The 19082-nt window shown below is 36.1% G+C and carries 21 protein-coding genes; 17 read left to right on the top strand and 4 right to left on the bottom strand.

Annotated features, from left to right (window positions below):
• Positions 1-44 precede the first annotated feature (44 nt).
• From EKQ63_RS26645 to EKQ63_RS26635, 3 genes are all read left to right on the top strand, one after another.
• The gene (locus EKQ63_RS26645; RefSeq protein WP_001018862.1) at positions 45-347 is read left to right on the top strand and encodes an MTH1187 family thiamine-binding protein; all 303 of its coding nucleotides are present in this window, start codon (positions 45-47) and stop codon (positions 345-347) included.
• A gap of 48 nt (positions 348-395) precedes the next feature.
• Entirely contained in the window at positions 396-641 is a 246-nt protein-coding gene (locus tag EKQ63_RS26640) for a YusU family protein (protein ID WP_001290594.1), read from the top strand.
• A 310-nt stretch (positions 642-951) separates the two neighbouring features.
• The gene (locus EKQ63_RS26635; RefSeq protein ID WP_000436772.1) at positions 952-1869 is read left to right on the top strand and encodes a proline dehydrogenase family protein; all 918 of its coding nucleotides are present in this window, start codon (positions 952-954) and stop codon (positions 1867-1869) included.
• 22 nt (positions 1870-1891) lie between these two features.
• Here the strand turns inward: EKQ63_RS26635 and EKQ63_RS26630 are convergent, their stop codons facing one another.
• Together EKQ63_RS26630 and EKQ63_RS26625 are read right to left on the bottom strand one after the other, a co-directional pair.
• Positions 1892-2731 (bottom strand): D-alanyl-D-alanine carboxypeptidase family protein, encoded by an 840-nt coding sequence (locus EKQ63_RS26630; protein WP_087955019.1) that lies wholly within the window; start codon positions 2729-2731, stop codon positions 1892-1894.
• 87 nt (positions 2732-2818) lie between these two features.
• Entirely contained in the window at positions 2819-2965 is a 147-nt protein-coding gene (locus EKQ63_RS26625) for a YuzL family protein (protein WP_001096347.1), read from the bottom strand.
• 387 nt (positions 2966-3352) lie between these two features.
• On the opposite strand from EKQ63_RS26625, the gene EKQ63_RS26620 reads away from it, so the two are divergent.
• From EKQ63_RS26620 to EKQ63_RS26570, 11 genes are all read left to right on the top strand, one after another.
• A complete protein-coding gene (locus EKQ63_RS26620; protein WP_087955018.1) occupies positions 3353-5734 on the top strand; it encodes a 3-hydroxyacyl-CoA dehydrogenase/enoyl-CoA hydratase family protein in 2382 nt (793 codons plus the stop codon).
• 21 nt (positions 5735-5755) lie between these two features.
• Positions 5756-6928 carry an acetyl-CoA C-acetyltransferase gene (locus tag EKQ63_RS26615; RefSeq protein WP_001206342.1) on the top strand — a complete coding sequence of 391 codons (1173 nt, stop codon included), beginning with the start codon at positions 5756-5758 and terminating at the stop codon, positions 6926-6928.
• 248 nt (positions 6929-7176) lie between these two features.
• On the top strand, positions 7177-8979 hold the full coding sequence (locus EKQ63_RS26610; RefSeq protein WP_002025016.1) for an acyl-CoA dehydrogenase family protein: 1803 nt from the start codon (positions 7177-7179) through the stop codon (positions 8977-8979).
• Between the two features lie 139 nt (positions 8980-9118).
• Positions 9119-9841, top strand: coding sequence for an MBL fold metallo-hydrolase (locus EKQ63_RS26605; protein WP_088326916.1), 723 nt, complete (start codon positions 9119-9121; stop codon positions 9839-9841).
• Positions 9842-9844: 3 nt separating this feature from the next.
• Positions 9845-10402: a TetR/AcrR family transcriptional regulator gene (locus EKQ63_RS26600; protein WP_087955016.1), complete on the top strand. Its 558-nt coding sequence runs from the start codon at positions 9845-9847 to the stop codon at positions 10400-10402.
• 98 nt (positions 10403-10500) lie between these two features.
• Positions 10501-11067 (top strand): permease, encoded by a 567-nt coding sequence (locus EKQ63_RS26595; protein WP_088326914.1) that lies wholly within the window; start codon positions 10501-10503, stop codon positions 11065-11067.
• A gap of 463 nt (positions 11068-11530) precedes the next feature.
• Positions 11531-12244: a CPBP family intramembrane glutamic endopeptidase gene (locus tag EKQ63_RS26590; protein WP_088326912.1), complete on the top strand. Its 714-nt coding sequence runs from the start codon at positions 11531-11533 to the stop codon at positions 12242-12244.
• Positions 12245-12390: 146 nt separating this feature from the next.
• The gene (locus EKQ63_RS26585; RefSeq protein WP_001180555.1) at positions 12391-12576 is read left to right on the top strand and encodes a hypothetical protein; all 186 of its coding nucleotides are present in this window, start codon (positions 12391-12393) and stop codon (positions 12574-12576) included.
• Positions 12577-12589: 13 nt separating this feature from the next.
• Positions 12590-12838: a spore coat protein gene (locus tag EKQ63_RS26580; protein WP_001002987.1), complete on the top strand. Its 249-nt coding sequence runs from the start codon at positions 12590-12592 to the stop codon at positions 12836-12838.
• Positions 12839-13083: 245 nt separating this feature from the next.
• The gene (locus EKQ63_RS26575) at positions 13084-14034 is read left to right on the top strand and encodes an L-lactate dehydrogenase (protein WP_087955013.1); all 951 of its coding nucleotides are present in this window, start codon (positions 13084-13086) and stop codon (positions 14032-14034) included.
• A 22-nt stretch (positions 14035-14056) separates the two neighbouring features.
• A complete protein-coding gene (locus EKQ63_RS26570; RefSeq protein WP_000666177.1) occupies positions 14057-15070 on the top strand; it encodes a PTS sugar transporter subunit IIC in 1014 nt (337 codons plus the stop codon).
• 57 nt (positions 15071-15127) lie between these two features.
• Here the strand turns inward: EKQ63_RS26570 and EKQ63_RS26565 are convergent, their stop codons facing one another.
• Positions 15128-15775: a phosphatase PAP2 family protein gene (locus EKQ63_RS26565; protein WP_087994651.1), complete on the bottom strand. Its 648-nt coding sequence runs from the start codon at positions 15773-15775 to the stop codon at positions 15128-15130.
• A 143-nt stretch (positions 15776-15918) separates the two neighbouring features.
• On the opposite strand from EKQ63_RS26565, the gene EKQ63_RS26560 reads away from it, so the two are divergent.
• On the top strand, positions 15919-16446 hold the full coding sequence (locus EKQ63_RS26560; RefSeq protein ID WP_071730811.1) for a hypothetical protein: 528 nt from the start codon (positions 15919-15921) through the stop codon (positions 16444-16446).
• 374 nt (positions 16447-16820) lie between these two features.
• Here the strand turns inward: EKQ63_RS26560 and EKQ63_RS26550 are convergent, their stop codons facing one another.
• The gene (locus EKQ63_RS26550) at positions 16821-17210 is read right to left on the bottom strand and encodes a hypothetical protein (protein WP_088326910.1); all 390 of its coding nucleotides are present in this window, start codon (positions 17208-17210) and stop codon (positions 16821-16823) included.
• 136 nt (positions 17211-17346) lie between these two features.
• Between EKQ63_RS26550 and EKQ63_RS26545 the strand changes: the two genes are divergently transcribed.
• Positions 17347-17736, top strand: a complete 390-nt coding sequence (locus EKQ63_RS26545) for a hypothetical protein (protein WP_140168493.1) — start codon at positions 17347-17349, stop codon at positions 17734-17736.
• Positions 17737-18359: 623 nt separating this feature from the next.
• Positions 18360-18599, top strand: a complete 240-nt coding sequence (locus EKQ63_RS26530; protein WP_071722402.1) for a DUF3937 family protein — start codon at positions 18360-18362, stop codon at positions 18597-18599.
• Positions 18600-19082: the final 483 nt, after the last annotated feature.

The following is a 19082-nucleotide window of genomic DNA, read 5'->3' as shown; positions in this document are numbered from 1 at the left end:
GACAATGGATATATATAAGAAGCAAGTATAGGAGGAAGACTACTATGGCAATTGTTGACGTATCGATTATTCCAGTAGGAACAGGTAATCCAAGTGTTAGTGAGTATGTAGCAGAAGTACAAAAGGTGCTAGAGAAAAATGCAGATCGCGTGAAGTATCAATTAACACCAATGAATACAGTTATTGAAGGAGATCTTCCTGTCATTCTAGAAGTTATTCAACAAATGCATGAAGTTCCATATACGAAAGGTGCACAGCGCGTTGCAACAACAATTCGTATTGATGATCGTCGTGATAAAGTAAGCACAATGGAGAAAAAATTAAACTCTGTTCGATCAAAATTATAAAGAAAAGCAGCGATTTTCGCTGCTTTTTTCATATAGGAGGTAGATAAGATGAGTGAAAAGTTTAATGAACAATTTGACGGGTTGTTAGAGAAATACACGGAACTATTACTTGGAGAGAGCAATGAAGAGAGAAAAGAACAGGTGCAGAAGTGGGCACTGTATTCTTACATAGCGAAGACGATGCCGGCTTTAGTGAAGCATTGGAATGAAACATATCCGGATGCAAAAGAAGAGATGGTGCAGTTAATTACAGATATTAAAAGGCTGAATGAAGAAAAGAGAAATGAGCAATAAAAAAGCTTGGAGAAAATATAATCTCAAGTTTTCTGTATTAATATCCTTATATAATTTACATGGAATATAAAGGGTTTTATAGGTATGTCGAATATTTTCGACATGCCTATTTTGCGCCTAGTAAACTCCATTTTTCTAAATGTCGAAAAATATTTTAGTCATATTTATAAGCGAGAATATAGGGTTTTAAATGTTTTTATAGTATTTTATAAATTATCTAAATAATTATTTGTATCCAATAATTTTAAACAATGATATAATTTTGAAGAGGGGTAAAAAACAGATAAATCAAGTCATAGGGGTGAATTACATGGAACAATTAATGCGAAATTCGTTTCTTTTCTTATCTAAAAATAAAGCGCTAACAAAACTGGCTAAAAAGTACGGTTTACGCTTTGGTGCAGGCCGCTTTGTCGCAGGGGAGACAATTGAATTAGCGACAGCAGCTATTAAACAATTGAACAAGCAAGGACTTTGCGTAACAATCGATTATTTAGGGGAATTCGTTGATAATGAAGCGGAAGCAAATGAAATGGCTAACCAATCGATTGAAGCAATCCGTGCAATTGGAAGAGAAGGTCTTGATTCGCAACTTTCTTTAAAGATGACTTCTATGGGATTAGATATCTCTGATGAAATCGTAATGAACAATATGCGCCGCATTCTAGAAGCTGCAAAAGAAAATGGTGTGTTCGTTACAATTGATATGGAAGATTATACACGCTGTGGAAAGACAATTGATATCTTTAAACAGTTAAAGTCTGAGTACGATAATATTGGTACTGTTATTCAAGCTTACCTATATCGTACAGAAAAAGATATTGAGGACTTAAATGCTTATAATCCTAATTTACGTCTTGTAAAAGGGGCTTATAAAGAACCTGAAGAAGTGGCGTTCCCGGACAAGAAAGATGTAGATGACAATTATAAAAAGATTATTAAAATGCACTTATTAAATGGAAATTATACTGCAATTGCTTCACATGACGAAGCGATTATTGAATATACGAAAAAACTTGCCGAAGAACACAACATTCCAAGGGATCAATTTGAATTCCAGATGTTATATGGTATTCGTAATGAGCGTCAACTTGAGCTAGTAAAAGAAGGTTACAAAATGCGTGTTTACGTACCTTATGGAAACGACTGGTATGGCTACTTCATGCGTCGTCTAGCAGAGCGTCCAGCAAACGTTGCGTTCGTATTAAAAGGTATGGTTAAAAAATAACCAAGGAGAAAATACTCCTTGGTTATTTTAATTGCTGAAATGCGTAATGTGCCATTTTCTTTGTATCAGGATACAGTTGCTTGCGAGTAGAAGATAATACAACATTAATGACACGTTTACCGTCTTTCTCATCCACTGTTACGACTGTATATTTTCCGAGTGCTGATAGACCGCTTTTACTTCCAATTGCATATGGATCGTCATATAGTTCTTCTCGTCCATAGTTTGCAATCTTTGGAGAGCGTTCTGAAGTATGTAGAGTTGTACGCGTTGAATTCATATATTCTAAAACAACTGGGTACTTTAATGCTTCTTTCGTAATTATAGCAATGTCATATGGTGATACTTTGTTTCCTAGTGCATCAGCACCACTTGCGTTTTTGAAAGTCGCATGCTTTGTACCGAGTTCCTTCGCTCTAGCATTCATCATTTTTACAAATTCATTTTTTGATCCTGCGATATGTTCTGCGATGGATTCAGCTATTGGGTCTGCACTAATGATAAGCATCAGTTTTAATGCCTCATCACGTTTTAACTTTTCCCCAGCACGAAGTTTAATTTTCTTACTTTGACTTTCTGTTTTAATTGCGTTCTCTGTAACTGTAATTTCCTCATCCTCTTTTACATTCTCTAGTAAAAGAAGGGTTGTCATCATTTTGGCTATACTAGCCGGATAAGAGCGTTCGTCTTCTCGTTTTCCATACAAAATCTCACCTGTGTCTGCATCGATTGTAATTCCGTATTGCCCAGTGATGCTAGGTTGATCGGCTCTTACAGTTTGTTGTCTTTGTGCGTAAGAGAAGAAAATCATCCCTGTAAAGAGTGTGGCAATCATTACAATCATAACTATTGTTCGTTTCATTATAATTCCCTCATTTGTTACAAATAAATTGGGCAGAAAAAGCAGCCATTACCCATTATGCCACGTTCTCTGCCCAAAAATATAGCGTTATTTTTCGCCCATATTATGCTTCTTATATTGTTGGTTATTACCTTGACGTCCTTTTTCTACACCTCGATCAGTTGGGCCAGCGTTTCCTGTCACACTTGCTGCGCTAATTCCAGCCTTTGAAGGGTTCTTCTTAAGTTTTGCCATATATATTCCTCCAGTTTCGTCAGATTATAAAAAGGGAAAGTGTATTTTCGTGAAGAAAATACATATATAGCATGGGCAAATAAAAGAAAAATATTTATCCCACTTTAATGGGCAGTAAGACCCTCATCTCAAAATTCAGCGAAAGCAAAGAAGTTAGGTGGGGATCAACTGCCCATAAAAGTCCGATTGGTGAGGGCTAATAATCAGTAGGGGATGAAGGAAACCCTTACTGATTAAAGTTTTTCTTTATTTCAGAAAATTTTATCAATAAATATATTGCGAAAATTTAAATAGTATCATATATTTATTAGTAGAGGCTCACTCATTGATTGCGACTTATGTCGAAAAATTGAATGAGCATTCATTCAAGAATAGGGGGAGAATTGGATGTTCCAAATTAAAAAGGCTGCTGTTCTAGGGTCAGGCGTAATGGGTTCAGGAATTGCGGCACACTTAGCTAATATTGGTATTCCGACATTATTGCTTGATATTGTACCACCTGCGCTTACGAAAGAAGAAGAAGCGAAGGGACTTACATTAGAACATAAAAGTGTGAGAAATCGTTTTAGTAATACGGCACTGCAAAAACTATTAAAGCAAAAACCAGCTCCTCTGACAGTGAAAGGAAATTTAGCACTGATTGAAGCAGGTAACTTAGAAGATGATCTTGAGCGTCTAGCTGATGTAGATTGGATTATTGAAGTAGTAGTTGAAAACTTAGATATTAAAAAGAAATTATTTGAAAAAGTAGATGCTGTTCGTAAACCGGGTTCTATCGTAAGCTCGAATACGTCAGGCATTTCAGTTGAAAAAATGGCAGAAGGTCGTTCAGACGACTTCCAGAAACACTTCTTAGGCACACACTTTTTTAACCCACCACGATATTTAAAACTTCTAGAGGTAATACCGACGAAAGAAACAGATCCACAAGTATTAAGCTTCATGAAACTATTTGGCGAAGACGTTCTTGGAAAAGGCGTTGTTATCGCAAAAGACACACCAAACTTTATTGGAAACCGCATCGGTACGTACGGTTTATTAGTAACTCTTCAAGAGATGGTAAAACGCGGCTATAGCATTGGGGAAGTTGATTCAGTAACAGGCCCGCTTATTGGTCGTCCGAAGAGCGCAACGTTCCGTACATTAGATGTTGTCGGTTTAGATACATTCGTACACGTTGCAAATAACGTATATGAAAACGTACAAGAAGAAGAGCGCGATGTATTTAAAGTACCAGCTTTCATGCATGACATGCTTGATAAAAAATGGCTCGGAAGCAAAACAGGTCAAGGATTCTTCTTAAAACAAGGAAAAGAAATTTTAGAATTAAATCCAGAAACGATGGAGTACGAAGCTCGTAAAAAATTAAAAGCTGCATCGATCGAGTTAAGTAAACAAGAAAAAGGTTTATCGAATAAATTGAAAGCGCTTGTATATGCGAAAGATCGCGCAGGAGAGTTGTTATGGAATATCATCACACCAACTCTTTTATACTCTGCAAAACTTCATAAAGAAATTGCTGACGATATCGTTGCAATTGACCAAGCGATGAAGTGGGGCTTCGGCTGGGAGCAAGGACCGTTTGAAGTTTGGGATGCAATCGGCGTTGAAAAGTCCGTTCAAAAGATGGAAGAAAACGGCGTAGTTGTACCGACTTGGGTGAAAGAAATGTTAGAGAAAGGTTTCACTACTTTCTACAAACATGATAACGGAGATAGCTACTATTACGATAATGGCGAATATAAGCTAATCGAACGTAATAAAAAGGCAATTTCTCTTAAGCAATTAAAAGCGAAAAATGGCGTATTAAAGAAAAATAGCGGAGCGAGCTTAATCGATTTAGGCGACGGCATCCTTTGTTTAGAATTCCATTCGAAGAGCAATGCAATCGGTATGGATATTACGCAAATGATTAACTACGCTGTTGATGAAGTAGAAAAGAATTATAAAGGTCTTGTTATCGGTAACCAATCGAAGAACTTCTGCGTTGGTGCGAACTTAGCAATGATCTTAATGGAAGCACAAGACGACAATTACTTTGAAATTGAGTGGGTTGTGAAAAACTTCCAAGATGCAATGACGAAAATTAAATACTCTTCTAAGCCAGTTGTAGCAGCACCATATGGTATGACGCTTGGCGGAGGTACAGAAGTTTGCTTACCAGCAGCGAGCATTCAAGCTTCTAGTGAAACGTATATGGGCTTAGTAGAAGTTGGTGTTGGCTTAATCCCTGGCGGAGGCGGTAATAAAGAGCTATACATTAAGCACTTAAATAAAATGGCAAACGGCGTAGAATTTGATCTACAAAAAGTTGCAAATAAAGTGTTCGAAACAGTCGCAATGGCGAAAGTTTCAACTTCAGGACAAGAAGCAGTTTCTCATAACTTCTTAGGTGATAAAGACGGTATTAGTGTGAATGGTGATCACTTACTATACGATGCGAAACAGAAAGCACTTGCTTTATATGAAGCTGGTTATAAAGCACCGATCCGTAAAAAGATACCGGTTGTTGGTGAAACAGGATATGCAACTCTTGCACTTGGTGCAGAAGCAATGCATTTATCTGGTTACATTTCAGAGTACGATCTTCACATTGCGAAGAAACTTGCATATGTCATCGCGGGCGGAAAAGTGCCGTATGGAACAGAAGTTGATGAGCAGTATTTATTAGATGTAGAACGTGAAGCATTTATTAGCTTAGTAAGTGAGATGAAATCACAAGCAAGAATGCAGCACATGCTTGTAAAAGGAAAGCCATTACGTAACTAATAACGAGGGGAGATATCGTTCATGAGAGAAGCTGTCATTGTTGCGGGAGCAAGAACACCAATTGGAAAAGCAAAGAGGGGTTCATTAAAAACAGTTCGTCCTGACGATCTAGGGGCGTTAGTAGTAAAGGAAACGTTAAAGCGTGCGAATTATGAAGGACCGATCGATGATTTAATTTTCGGTTGTGCGATGCCAGAAGCAGAGCAAGGTTTAAATATGGCTCGTAATATCGGCGGATTAGCAGGACTTTCTTACGATGTTCCAGCTATTACAATTAACCGTTACTGTTCTTCAGGTTTACAAAGTATCGCTTACGGAGCAGAGCGCATTATGCTTGGTCACTCGGAAGCGGTATTATCCGGCGGAGCGGAATCAATGAGTTTAGTTCCAATGATGGGACACGTTGTTCGTCCAAATAGTCGCCTTGTAGAGGCAGCTCCAGAATATTATATGGGTATGGGACATACAGCAGAGCAAGTTGCTGTGAAATATGGAATTTCTCGTGAAGAGCAAGATGCATTTGCAGTAAGAAGTCATCAACGTGCTGCGAAAGCATTAGCTGCAGGAAACTTTGCTGATGAAACAGTATCTGTAGATGTAACGTTACGTACTGTTGGATCAAATAACAAACTGCAAGAAGAAACAATCATTTTCGCACAAGACGAAGGTGTAAGAGCAGAAACGACGCTAGACATTTTAGGTAAATTACGTCCAGCATTTAACGTTCGCGGTTCTGTAACAGCTGGTAACTCTTCACAAATGAGTGACGGTGCAGCATCTGTACTATTAATGGATCGTGAAAAAGCAGTGAGCGATGGCATGAAACCACTTGCGAAATTCCGTTCATTTGCAGTAGCTGGTGTACCACCAGAAGTGATGGGAATCGGCCCGATTGCAGCAATTCCAAAGGCGTTAAAATTAGCTGGTTTAGAGCTATCAGATATCGGCCTATTCGAACTAAATGAAGCATTCGCTTCTCAATCCATTCAAGTTATTCGTGAACTTGGTTTAGATGAAGAAAAAGTAAACGTAAACGGCGGTGCAATCGCACTTGGACATCCACTTGGCTGTACAGGAGCAAAACTAACACTATCTCTTATTCACGAAATGAAACGTCGCAACGAACAATTCGGTATCGTAACAATGTGTATCGGCGGCGGAATGGGAGCAGCGGGAGTGTTTGAATTACTATAAAAAAAGTGCAGGTGGCTCGTTCAGAACAGGAGGGCGTTGGAAGCCCTGACGAAGAGGCGCTTTTTGCCTCACAGGAAGGGGTGAAACGACCGACTGTTCTAGCCACTGGAACTGGATTATAAAAAAAGTGGAAGCGGATTGCTTAGAACGAGACGCTGCCAATGCAAAGAATGGAAGCAACAAAGGTTTATAAAAAATAAACGGGAGAGCCAGCTTCTTTCAAAATGAGAGAAGCGGCTTATGAAAATATGAAGGAGGAAATTTTCATGGAAAAAACAGTAGGAAATGCGGTTAAAGGCGGTAGCTTTTTAGTAGATGAGATTACGATTGATCAAGTGTTTACGCCAGAAGATTTTTCATCTGAGCATAAAATGATTGCAAAAACGACAGAGGACTTTATCGTAAATGAAGTTCTACCAGAGCTTGAATATTTAGAGCAACATGAGTTTGATCGTTCTGTTCGTCTTTTAAAGGAAGCTGGGGAACTTGGTTTATTAGGCGCTGACGTACCAGAAGAGTACGGCGGAATTGGTCTTGATAAAGTAAGCTCAGCGTTAATCGCAGAGAAATTCTCTCGCGCTGGTGGCTTTGCAATTACTCACGGTGCTCACGTAGGTATCGGATCTTTACCAATCGTGTTATTCGGTAACGAAGAGCAAAAGAAAAAGTATTTACCATTACTTGCAACTGGTGAAAAATTAGCTGCATACGCATTAACAGAGCCAGGTTCAGGATCTGACGCATTAGGTGCAAAAACAACGGCACGTTTAAATGCAGAAGGTACACATTACGTATTAAATGGTGAAAAACAGTGGATTACAAACTCTGCATTCGCTGACGTATTTATCGTATATGCAAAAATTGATGGAGAGCACTTCTCAGCATTTATCGTGGAGAAAGACTATGCTGGTGTATCTACAAGCCCAGAAGAAAAGAAAATGGGTATTAAATGTTCTTCAACTCGTACGTTAATTTTAGAAGATGCGTTAGTACCGAAAGAAAATTTACTTGGTGAAATCGGTAAAGGTCATATTATCGCATTCAACATTTTAAATATTGGTCGTTATAAATTAGGTGTTGGTACAGTTGGATCTGCGAAACGTGCAGTAGAGATTTCAGCACAATATGCAAACCAACGTCAACAGTTCAAACAACCAATCGCTCGCTTCCCATTAATTCAAGAGAAACTTGCGAATATGGCAGCAAAAACATATGCAGCTGAAAGCTCTGTATATCGTACAGTAGGTTTATTCGAAAGCCGCATGAGCACATTATCTGAAGAAGAAGTAAAAGACGGTAAAGCAGTAGCAGCTTCTATCGCTGAATATGCAATCGAGTGCTCTTTAAATAAAGTATTCGGTTCTGAAGTACTAGATTATACAGTAGATGAAGGTGTTCAAATTCACGGTGGTTACGGATTTATGGCAGAGTACGAGATTGAAAGAATGTACCGCGATTCTCGTATTAACCGTATTTTCGAAGGAACGAATGAAATTAACCGCCTAATCGTACCAGGTACGTTCTTACGTAAAGCGATGAAAGGTGAATTACCACTTCTTCAGAAAGCACAAAAATTACAAGAAGAGTTAATGATGATGATGCCAGAAGAAGTAGGCGATGAGCCATTAGCACTTCAAAAATATTTAGTAACTAACGCGAAGAAAATCGGCTTAATGGTAGCTGGATTAGCTGCTCAAAAATACGGTAAAGCATTAGATAAAGAGCAAGAAATTCTTGTCAATATCGCTGACATCGTAAGCAATCTATACGCAATGGAATCAGCTGTTCTTCGTACAGAAAAAGCAATCAAAACAACTGGTCTTGAAAAGAATAAACAAAAAGTGTTATACACTGAAGTATTCTGCCAAGAAGCATTTAACGAAATCGAAGCAGATGCGAAAGAAACACTTATCGCAGTTGAAAACGGCGACATGCTACGCATGATGTTATCATCATTACGTAAATTAACTCGCCACACACCACTTAACGTAATTCCGAAGAAACGTGAAATCGCTGCGAAAATTTTAGAAGATGAGCGTTACACGGTTTAATATCTATAAATAACAGTAGTCGTTTATACGACTACTGTTATTTTTTTTTGAAAAAAAGAAATTTTTAGTGACATAAAACTAATGCCATTAGTATAATAAAACTAATGGCATTAGTTTTCGTGAAAAGGGAGATGGGAATATGAGAATGATGCATGAAAAAACGGTATATCAATTGTCATTTTTGCCAAGAGTGTTTCCTGTAAATTGTTACTTTGTGGAGGAAGAAGATGGTTTAACTTTAATTGATGCTGCTTTGCCATATAGCGCAAAAGGAATTTTACAGGCGGCTGAGAAAATAGGAAAACCAATTACGAATATTGTATTAACACATGCACATGATGATCACATCGGTGCATTAGACGCATTAAAGGAAGTACTTCCTCATGTTCCAGTCTATATTTCTAAGCGAGACGCAAAGCTGTTAGAAGGAGATACGACGTTACAAAAGGATGAACCGAATATACCGATAAAAGGCGGTGTACCTAAAAAGGTAAAAACGGTACCTGATGTTTTATTGGAAGATGGCGACCGAGTTGGATCGCTTCTTGCGATTATAACACCGGGACATACGCCAGGCTCCATGTCGTTTCTTGATATAAGAAATAAAGCTCTGATTGTCGGGGATGCATTCCAAACAAGAGGAGGTATGGCTGTTTCAGGACAAATGAAATTTTGGTTTCCGTTTCCGGCGATGGCAACGTGGAGTAAAGAAATATCATTACAAAGTGCAGAGAAGTTAAGAGAATATGAGCCGTCCTTGCTTGCGGCAGGACATGGAAAAATGATAAACGATCCAGGGGCTGTCATAGAGCTTGCTATTAAGGAAGCGAAGCGGAATATAGAAAGTAGAAAAGAGGGTTAATTGATGTCACCGAGAATCGGACTTACATTACAGAAAATTGTAGAAACAGCAGCAGAAATTGCAGATACAAATGGAATACAAGAAGTAACGTTAGCTTCATTAGCGCAAACATTAGGGGTACGTTCCCCCTCGCTATACAATCATGTGAAAGGTTTACAAGATGTACGGAAACATCTTGGTATTTACGGAATCAAACAGCTGTATAACAGACTGGAAGAAGCGGCGGAAGGTAAACGGATGGATGAAGCAATTCATGCTTTAGGAGAAGCGTATGTAGCATTTGTCCGAAAACATCCTGGATTGTATGAAGCAACTTTTTTACGAGATGAAGAAGTAAGGAAAGCAGGTGACGGAATTGTAAAGCTTTGTCTTCAGGTTTTACAACAGTACGGCTTAGAAGGAGAGAATGCACTTCATGCGACACGTGGATTTAGAAGTATTTGTCATGGATTTGCGTCGATTGAACAGCAAGGTGGATTTGGTTTGCCGTTAGATTTGGATATAAGTTTACATGTATTATTGGAAACGTTTATCAAAGGGTTACATGGAATGAGAGAGTGAATAAGAAGCGAGAAAACATGAATTTGTTATTAATCATGCTTTTTGTATAGTAGGCTGCGATTTACTGGAGGCAAAATTGCAAAAGGATGTGATATGAAATGTTTGCAGGGCATTTTGGTTTAGCAGCAGTAGTGAAAACAAAGTCACCGAAACTACCACTTTGGGTTCTCATGTTAAGCACACAATTGTTGGATGTCATTTTTTTGCCGCTTTATGTTTTAGGAGTAGAGACAATTGAGTCTATTTATAGTAATGGTTATGGTGAAGCAATCATTCATGCGGATTATTCACACTCTTTAATAGGGGCACTGTTTATTGCTTTTGTTGCAGGGATAGTAGGTATGAGGTTTTGGGGCAAGCGGAGTGGTTTTGTTGTTGGTGCTGTAGTTTTTAGTCATTGGATTCTTGATTTACTTGTGCATCGTGCTGATTTGCCGTTACTTCCGGGGAATTACGGAGACTTACCTATGCTCGGTTTTGGATTGTGGCGATTTCCGGCTATTAGTATCATATTGGAATGTATTCTTATTGCAGTAGGTGGTATATTATACTTCCGATATATTGTTTCAAGTGCGGGCGCACAAAAGAAATTTATAGCACAAGTAACTGGTGGATTGGTAGTTGGATTATTAATTCTTTCGTTACTTATCAGTATAGTGTCTTGAATATGAATAGCCGGGAACCTTAGAAATGATTCTAAGGTTTTTTTAGTGCATATGATTCCAAAAGAATGGTAGGTTTTTCCTTATTAAATAATATTATTTAGCAGGTTTGAAAAATGTGTATATGGCTAAGGAAAGGCAAACGAAAATAAATGAGATTGGATCTTGATATGGACTAGGCTCAGAGCCCTTCTGGATTTCTGTAAGGAAGTCATGTGTTTTCATGTTCATTGCTCCTTTAACTAATAAGTTTTATATGATGCGAGGGTTATGGTGAATAGGAAGTGTTTTTTGAAATTTCATATAATAATTATTGCATAGCAATTGTATTCCTAAAACTATAAAATATAAAGTTTTTATAATATGTAAAATTGCATATTATTCTTTTTGTAAAATTTGTTATATTATCTTTATATTTAAATTAAAGGATTTTAATGATATAAATGAGAATAACTGGAGGGATACTGTGAGTAAAACAGTGTTAGAAGCGTATAGTGCGGAAAGAAAAATAGAGAATATAACATATAAAAATCTATTTGTAATGATAGCAATGATTATAGGGATTTCACTCCTAGGAGGATTATTCCTTGGTTTAGCCTTTGGGATTTATGGAGAAGAAGCATTAAGTACTAAATTAGAAGGATATTATTTGCTCTTATTCGATGCATCTGTTGTTGCTATCGTTTTATTAGCTTATAAACCGGTTCTTTATTTTATTAAATCTATTTGGGATTTATCCGTTTTGAAGAGTGGGAAGACATATTTATATCTATTAATTGGTTTTATTATCATTGCAGTATCACAATATTTAATGTTACATGTATTTAGTTTTGAAAGTGCAGCAGAACAAAAGGAACAATTAGGAAGTTTAAGCCTTCAAAATAGCATACAAAGTATTATATATGTGTTAAGTGTTGCTATCATTACACCGGTTAAAGAAGAAATTCTATTTCGAGGTATTTTATATCGATTTTTAGAAAAGAGATATAATTTTTTAGTTAGTATCATTATTTCTTCCTTCATTTTTGGAATTCTTCATGGAGGTCTTCTAATTACGGCAACGATTATGGGAATGGTATTTGCAATGTTATACAAAAAGACACAATCTATTATACCTAGTATTATTTTACATATTGTATGGAACTTACTTGTGAGTATAAGTATGATTGTATCTCTATAAAAATAAATACATAACCAGTACAAAAGATGAATGGCTTAGCTATTCATCTTTTATTTTGTATGCACGTGAAAAAGTTAATTTATGTATACAATCAAAAAATAGCTAAATACTAACAGTGAACGAATAAAGAAAGGTAGGAGTATTCTATGCAAAATTTAACAGAGCTTGAAGTAGAAAACTTACGTCATTTAATTGGTGGACATGCAACAATTATTAACAAGTTGGAGCAGTATGCACAGACGTGTACGGATCCACAACTGAAACAAATGCTACAAAAAGATGCGCAAGATGCACGAAATACGAAACAACAATTAATGACTTTCTTAGGATAGGAGGAAGCGAAAGATGAATGAAAAAGATATGGTAAATGATTATTTAGCAGGATTAAATGCAAGTTTAACAAGTTATGCAAACTATATCGCTCAGTCTGATAATGAACAGTTACACCAAACGTTAATTCAAATTCGTAATCAAGATGAAATGCGTCAACGTAATATGTATGAGTATGCAAAGCAAAAGAGTTATTACAAACCGGCAGCACCTGCAAATCCGATGATTGTACAACAATTAAAAAGCCAATTAAGTGCGGAATAACAGAAAAAAGAAAACGAGCGAATCTATTCGCTCGTTTTCTTTTTGTATATGTCAATAAATACATAATAAATATTTTTCCAGTTGTAACAAATATGACGTAAATGGAATATAACAATTCACAAAAAGGACAAAAACTTTGCTCAATATTTCACAAAGTATCCATGGTTTATATCGTGGGAATCTCTATAATTAGGAGTGTAAAGAACAAAAGAAATAGATTATATGATCAATTAGGAGAGATTGCTATGAAACGAAATACAAGAAAAATTGCAATTATCGGTACTGGATTAGTTGGATCAAGTTGTGCATATTCCATTGTGAATCAAGGCATTTGCGAAGAGCTATTATTAATTGATATAAATCATGAACGTGCAGTTGGGGAAGCGATGGATTTATCACATTGCATTAACTTTACAAATACAAGAACAAAAGTATATGCAGGAAGCTATGAAGACTGCAAAGATATGGATATTGTTATTATTACAGCAGGACCAGCGCCAAAACCAGGGCAAAGTCGCTTAGATACTTTAGGAGCAAGCGCAAAGATTATGGAAAGTGTTGTTGGCGGCGTAATGGAAAGTGGATTTGATGGTATTTTCTTACTTGCATCGAACCCAGTTGATATTATTACATATCAAGTGTGGAAATTATCTGGATTACCTAGAAATCGTGTGATCGGTACTGGTACATCACTAGATTCTTCTCGCTTACGAACAATTTTATCTGAAATGTTACATGTAGATCCTCGTAGTATTCACGGGTATTCATTAGGGGAACATGGTGATTCTCAAATGGTTGCTTGGTCGCACGTAACTGTTGGTGGAAAACCAATTCTGCAAATCTTAGAAGAACAAAAAGAACGATTTGGTGAAATAGATTTAGATGAAATCGTTGAGAAGACTGCAAAAGCTGGATGGGAAATTTATAAGCGTAAAGGAACTACTTATTACGGAATCGGAAATTCTCTAGCATATATTGCGAGCTCAATCTTTAACGATGATTACCGTGTCATTGCTGTATCAGCTATTTTAGATGGTGAGTATGGTGAATATGATCTTTGCACAGGAGTACCAGCTATTATTACTAGAGACGGTATAAAAGAAATTGTAGAACTAAACTTAACAGAAGATGAAGAATCTCGATTCGCAAAATCAAACGACATTTTACGTGATTATATGAAAACAATTGGTTACTAACTTATAGGAGAAGGTGAAACAAATGAAGGAATATATAATGTCTCGTGTATTTAAAGCTTCTGCTGGAATTGCACAAGGTATTTTCGTATCCCTCGGAATTGGTTTACTGATCGAAAATATAGGAAGAATTGTTGATATTCCGTTGCTTATTACAATCGGAGTTGTTGCAAAATCACTTATGGCACCAGCAATTGGTGCCGGAATTGCTTTTATGCTCGGTGCAAACGGTCTTGTAATTTTCTCGGCTATGGTAGCTGGAGCAATTGGTGCCGGATCCATTTCAATTACTGAAGCAGGTCTAATTATTAAAACAGGTGAGCCAATCGGTGCATTATTAACAGCGACTTTAGCTGTATATATTGGTAAACGTTTAAGTGGAAAAACTGCGTTAGATATGATGCTCGTTCCATTTGCAGCAATATTAGGTTCTGGTTTAGTCGGTATTTGGTTATCTCATAATATTACTCCTGTTTTAAATACAGTTGGAGCATTTATTAAAGATAGCTCAGCTGGTAGCCCGTTCATCGCTTCTATCGTTATTGCGGTCGTTTGGGGATTATTACTTATCTCTCCAGCTTCATCAGCTGCGTTAGCGATCGCACTTAGCTTAGACGGTGTTGCAGGTGGTGCTGCTCTTGCAGGCTGCGTTGCTCAGTTTATCGGATTCTCTGTTATCTCAGCGAAAGAAAATAATTTAGGTGGCATATTAGCTCAAGCACTTTGTACTCCGAAAGTACAGTTGCCAAATATCACTAAAAATCCAATGATTCTCGTCCCAACTGTTGTCGCCAGTGCGATAGTTGGTCCAGTATCCGCATTAATTTTCCAACTGGAAGCAGGAAAAGAAATTGCAGGCCTTGGATTAAGTTCTCTTATCGCACCAATTAATTTAATTTCCAGCGAAGGATGGGAAGTTGTCCCAGCGATGGTAATCACTTATATCGTCATTCCAGTAGCTGTTTCTTATATACTTTACATTGCTCTTAAAAAAGCAGGTCGTATTCACTCTGGTGATATGACTGTACCGCAATCTTAACTTGAAAATCTCCTTTTATATAGAGAAAAGCAGACTGTAGAAGCCACAGTCTGCTTTTTACATTTTTTGATTTTGTTTTACTGGAACACGTACGGTTTCTTTTGCTAATAAAAGTTGAACGCCGAAGTATAGTATGCTTGCAAGCGTCATTCCAGAAATGGCGTCTACAAATGCGTGTTGCTTCGTAAATAGCGTTGATAAAATAATAAGCGTACCGAAGAACGTAAGGATGTAATACTCAAATGCATGTTGTTCTCTACGTTTAAAGGCAGCTAGCATAATGACAAATGTAGTAAGAACGTGAATACTTGGGAAACAATTTACCGGTTGATCGATACTATAAATATAGCGGACTAGTTCGGAAAATACGTCTGATCCAACGACTGTTGGACGTGGTACAGTTGTCTGCCAAAAATAATAAATAGAAAAACAAGCAAGTTTTCCAAGAATGACACTACTTAAAGTGACATAATATTGCTTTCGATCTGCAAAGCAGTAATAAATAAGTGCGCCGTATAAGTAAGGAAACCAAAGTAAATAAGGGATAATAAATGCTTTCACAAATGGAATCCAATCATCTACTACAGTTGTGACATCTACTGCGTGTACAGCCGATTTATTTAATACATCGTAAAGGGGACTTACGAGTACGAGTAGAAGTATATAACTTAACGGAAGAAAAGATGAAAGTTTAAATTTCTTCATGATAATCTCCTATGTTTAGTAATGTAAGTAAATTCAATTGATTATAATATAGAAACGCAATTTGGGCTATCGATTTTGCTTACATTTTCTTGAATTCACCTTACGTTTTTGTCACTTGACTGAAAAGAAGGGGAGGGTGCTAAATGAAGCGTTTATCGTATTTCTTAGTTTTTATATTGATATGCCTAGCGAGTGCTGGGTGTGCAAAGGATAAAGAAGGAGAGAAATTAGAATATAACGGAAGAGCACTCGTAATTGGAGTTGTTGGAGAAAAACCGAAAGATACGTTTAGGAATGTAAAGTTTGAGGAAATGAAGTTAGAGGAACTGGAAAAGAAATCTAAGGAAGTAGATGGTTTTCTAATAATGAAAGATCACTTTCAAGAAGCCTCAACAGAGCAATATAAAAATGTATTTTCATCACTAAAGAAACCAGTGTTTTTTATCGGTTTACAAGATAAATCATATTCGATTTTTATTACAAAAGGGATAGAGTATAACAGTGCCCGAAAAGATGTAAATGCTATGTACACGCAAGGGTTTGCAAATATCGGAAGTGGTGAAGGACAACAATGGGCAGTTGGTTTATCTAATGGCGGAAATACTGAAGAAAGCATTCATAATATGTATATCGTCGTATTTCAAACCATTGCAGATTATTTGAATAGATGAGAAAGAAGCCTGTAAACGAGGCTTCTTATTTTTTATGCAGAAGCACAGATAAAAATATGATTGAGAAGTTCATGCAAGCTTTACAACGTATGCGAGATGTAATGATACCGATTTATAATTTTATATCAGCTATTGCGGATTTAAATATAAATTTTTAATGAAGCGCATCCATTATTAGCTCGTTTTATTAAGGGGTGATAATGTTAGTTCCACATCTCCCTTTGTAATTGGTATTGGTTAGTGGCGTCTGCTTGAGCAGGAATTGCAGTAGGATATTCATATGCATATAAACACCTTTATTTATATGCTCGTTTACTCTTTCTATATCTCATTACATCATAACGACTATGCCATAGTTATGTAATGGGTTTCTTTTAAAAATTAGTATTAAATATCTTAATTGAAGTGCACTGCATTTCTACCCATTCATTTTCTATATCTTGCTCGATTTCTTCTAAATCAATTAGTATTATACTATCGTAGATATGTAGTGTTGCTAAGTTATCCTCAACGTTATAATCTAGCTTAGCAATTACTTTAAAGCCTTTACTATTCTGAATTATTGCATTTGCATTTTTATCTGAAAAGGCTATATTTGTATTCCATATAAATTCATCATCTATATGTATTTCTACATTATAGTTTTCGTATTTTTCTGGCTTATCGCCATCCCACTCAGCGATAAATTGATTGCTATCTACTTGAACTAAAACTTTATAGCCATCTAATAATTTGTCTGATATATCCACTATTTCAATATTCATTGCTTATTACTCCTTTTTATTTTTCATATGGTACTCTAACAAGGGGATTGTCAAGATTCATCACGTTATTTACGGGGGCATAGGTCCATTTTTCTTTATGAAAGAAAAAATGTAAATAAGAGGATAAGGGGGAATGATGTTGAAAATTATTAAAAATACATTATTATTTGTTCTATGTTTGGTGGTTCTTAGTGGTTGTTTTACAAGAGAGGGAACGATTGTTGGTGGTAAGGTTCATGGAGGTTCAAATAGTATAGATGGAAAGTATAAAAGTTTCACAGGTTTTGCAACTCAAGATATGGATGTAAAAAAAGGTGAAAGCTGGACATTTACCTTTGATGACAAAACTAAACAAGGAACCATAAAGGCTTATGTTTTAGATTCAAATGATAATACAATACTGGAAGTTAATAGTGGAAACAGTAAAAATAATATTAAAGTGTCTAAAGATGATACATATAAAGTTAAAATTATAACAGAAGAACATGGTGGAGAATTTGAAATATCATGGAAAAAAGAAAGGTAGTTAAGTTAATGAGTATCGGGCTATTATTATGTTCTTAGGATTCGGATATCTTCCAAAGAGATGGGGAAAAAGGAAAGTTTCAGAAAAGTTTCTGCAAGCAAAATTTGCGGATGAAGGAAAAGGGATTTTGATTATTACTTATGCTATAGATTTATATGTAATATCTATTCCTTTAAAAGTAAAGAAATATAATTCACTTTAATTTGTATTGAATATAGAAGTGATTATGCTATGAAAGTCATGTTTATTCATGGCTTTTCTTTGTAGTAATTTCTTAATTATGAGCTCAATAGTATCCATCCGTCGTAGTGTTATGCGGTGGGTTATTCATTAGGGCTAGTAGCCAGGAACAGGGATTTCCCCGTATTTCAAGGGCGGGGATTGACTATACAGTGGTTCAAATAATTTCGTTATTTATGGGATTATTTGTTGGGGTTGCTAAAGCCATTTTGTCCTACACTAGTAGGGCTTTTTTATTAACAGTAATTCCTCAAGATACACGAAATATGCAAATATGCATATTGTATTTATTTGGAATTTTTATATGTTAAAATTAAATATAGAGATTTTTATATGTAATGAACTAAAATTAGAAATATCCAATGAATTTTGAGAGGTGTTACATGTTTAAAAACAAGAAATTAATTCGATTCGGTCTAACATTACTTGTATGTTTATTTGTAATTGATTTTACAATCAGTTATTTTCAAGCATATCTTGAATCAGCAGGTATTAAATGGATAGTATCAGAAACTTGGAGAACTATTTTGTTAGATGCCCCTGAAAGTATATTGGTTATTTTAGGCGCAATTGCTTTATATGATTTCACAAAAGAAACATCGCCAAAAGACGCATCTATTTAAATGCGTCTTTTTTCTTTGCAGTAATTTCTTTAACATCATGGAATACTCTCACTATTACGGCCAAAATCATTATTTCCTTTTATCTGTACGCCTTTGTCATGTGAATTATTTCTAGATTTTGTGACTAGGCTGAACTGGTTAAATAAACGTTTGTTTAAGATGTATGTTTGGTAGGAAGAAATCGATGGAGCTCAGGGGTGAACAAAGAAAAATAGTGGGTTAATCAAACGTTTGTTTAAGGGATATGTTCGGTAGGGAGAAATTGTTGCAGCTCAAGGGTGAACAAAGAAAAATAGTGAGTTAATCAAACGTTTGTTTAAGATATATGTTCGGCAAGGAATTGGGAAAGGATCTAAAAAATTTATAAATTTATTTTTTCTTAACAAATGGCGGAAAAATAAGAAAAATTTGCAGGATTATTAAAAATTATCACGAAATAAGTAAAAGTTTAGCGAATAATCGTTTGAAATAATAAAACGTTTT

Origin of the sequence: Bacillus sp. BD59S (assembly GCF_007363175.1) — a bacterium.
Taxonomy (GTDB): Bacteria; Bacillota; Bacilli; order Bacillales; family Bacillaceae_G; genus Bacillus_A; species Bacillus_A pacificus.
Note: the sequence above shows the minus strand (reverse complement) of the source record. Positions and strands in the feature narration are given on the sequence as shown.